Source organism: Bacillus sp. JJ783 (assembly GCF_036963225.1).
GTDB classification, from domain to species: domain Bacteria; phylum Bacillota; class Bacilli; order Bacillales; family Bacillaceae_G; genus Bacillus_A; species Bacillus_A cereus_U.
On record NZ_JBALMG010000232.1, the window covers coordinates 423 to 2,486 of the forward strand.

Here is a 2,064-nt window from a genome sequence, read left to right on the forward strand (position 1 = left end):
AAGCGCTTAATAAGCGTTGGAACGAACGAATTATAGCCTTCCTTAAAAAGTTATTTCTGTATGCCTTCCGGCAAAAAGTTTGTTCCGCCACATCATTATCCAGTCTCTTTACACGAATCCGTATTTTGGAATCAATATCCTTTCAACTATCTTCTTCCTATGCCGAAATTTATTAAGACTTTGGAGGAGGTTCTGAAGCGATTGTGAAGATTCAATTGGAGTAGGAGCTACTTTCGGGAGAGTTTCTAGGGATGACAGCAGACCACGCTTTTTGTACTTTACAATATCCTGTTTCAGTGCTTAACAGGCTTTTCCGAGGTGTTTCCAAAAAAAATGTAAAAAGCGTCTCCGATGTTTTTGACATAAGAGACACATCTCTAAAGTTACTGGCTATGGCCTGAAAGATGCTCTTTTTGTATTATTAGTACATTATGTGATGCACAAAATTACAAATGAAAAATAAAATAATGAATTAAAGGTGATATTTGTTTATTTCGAATGTACTAGAAAATTTTAATATAGGTGATGGGAAATGAACCTACGCGATTTAGAATTGACAGGGGCATGGTTTCAAGTAGGAGGAAATCTTATAGCAGCTATTGGAACAACTAGAGGGTTTGCAGGAGAAGAAAAGATTGAGTCGGATCTTGTTATTGTAGGGAGTTCATTACAAGCCCTAGGATATATATTACAAATTATAGCAACTATTGATGTGAAAGATGAAGATAAATGTGAGAAGCAAGATGTAACTATAGATAATAAAAATAAAGCGCTAGCGAAAACGGGGATTGAGTTATTAGCTTTAGGTAATATTTCTAATGTAATAGGAACGTATTTTAATCTAAATGAACAAATAAAAGAAAATGATTTCCTTATAATTACTGGAAATAGTTTGCAATCAATTGGAGCTTTTTTAGGAGTAGAAGTAGCATTGAATGAGATAAGTGGAATACAGTGGATTATTGTATTAGGGAATTCAATGCAAAGTTTAGGTGCAGGATTACAAGCATATGAAGGTATTCACAATATATCAAAAGAAGAAAAGGGAAATGAAGACAGTAATATAGATAAAGAAAATCAACGTATAATAGGGCTAATAGGTATTTGGATACAGGCAATAGGTACTGTAATTTCAGCAATTGGATTAACTGAAATAGTAGAGGAACAACGATTGGAATCTAAGAAAAGGCAATGAAATACTCATTTAAATGAAGTTTGGAGTATTTCAATTTTAGAAATAGGACAAGATTGATGTGATAATTCTTTTTGTAGGCTGTTTCATATAGGTGTAGAATATACATATAAACGAACAGGTGAAAATAGCTTGTTAACGTTAGTGAGAGGCTCCTCATTTAGTTATACTATTATATGTGATTTTTGTAATGATGAGTTCTTACATACGCTTTTAGAAATAACATGATTTCATAGGTTTGATAGTGTAGGAGATGGATGGGTAAGAATTGAAAAATAAACAGTAAGGAGTTTTTCAGACATGATGTACTTATTAGCAATTCTACTTCCGCCGGTAGCTGTTTTATTTTGCGGAAAGCCGTTTCAAGCGATTATTAATTTCATTTTAACCTTAATTTTTTGGGTTCCAGGAGCGATACACGCAGTTCTTGTCGTACATGATAAAAAAGCCGACAGGCGACTTAAAAGACAAGTTCAGGCGTACGATGAAATTAATAAAAGAAATAGAAGGTAAATTGCGAGTGGAAACATACAAAAAAGAAAGGGGATTTGATTCGCCTTTCTTTTTTGTATGCCAATCAAGTTTAAATTTTAGTATAGCGGTAAGAATTTTTAATATAAGTATTATGATAATAACTTTTAGAGTGTGCGTTTAATAAACCGGTGTAAATGCTTTCTGGCACGTTAAAGAAATCATACAAACCATTCTTTAGTTGAATACGTAAAATCATAGAAAAAGGATTATAGCCAACAGCAACTATATTTTTTGAGATAACGGGAGATAGCTTCATCATTACGCAACTCCTTACTTTTTATTTTAGATGGTTTCTTGTAGATAAGGGGATTGTTGTGTTGAAATCCTAATAATTAAAG

General features: G+C 32.9%; 3 protein-coding genes. 2 read left to right on the top strand and 1 reads right to left on the bottom strand.

What is annotated here, in order from left to right; all coding sequences use genetic code 11:
- The first annotated feature begins 532 nt into the window (after positions 1-532).
- Positions 533-1,195, top strand: a complete 663-nt coding sequence (locus tag V7038_RS28830; protein WP_002157943.1) for a DUF6944 family repetitive protein — start codon at positions 533-535, stop codon at positions 1,193-1,195.
- A gap of 297 nt (positions 1,196-1,492) precedes the next feature.
- Entirely contained in the window at positions 1,493-1,705 is a 213-nt protein-coding gene (locus tag V7038_RS28835) for a YqaE/Pmp3 family membrane protein (RefSeq protein WP_002065263.1), read from the top strand.
- Positions 1,706-1,775: 70 nt separating this feature from the next.
- Here the strand turns inward: V7038_RS28835 and V7038_RS28840 are convergent, their stop codons facing one another.
- Positions 1,776-1,985, bottom strand: coding sequence for a KTSC domain-containing protein (locus V7038_RS28840; protein ID WP_002200586.1), 210 nt, complete (start codon positions 1,983-1,985; stop codon positions 1,776-1,778).
- Between the last annotated feature and the right edge of the window lie 79 nt (positions 1,986-2,064).

Coding starts and splice junctions, on each gene's coding strand:
- V7038_RS28830 (WP_002157943.1), top strand. CDS start 533: ATGAACCTACGCGATTTAGAATTGACAGGGGCATGGTTTCAAGTAGGA.
- V7038_RS28835 (WP_002065263.1), top strand. CDS start 1,493: ATGATGTACTTATTAGCAATTCTACTTCCGCCGGTAGCTGTTTTATTT.
- V7038_RS28840 (WP_002200586.1), bottom strand. CDS start 1,985: ATGATGAAGCTATCTCCCGTTATCTCAAAAAATATAGTTGCTGTTGGC.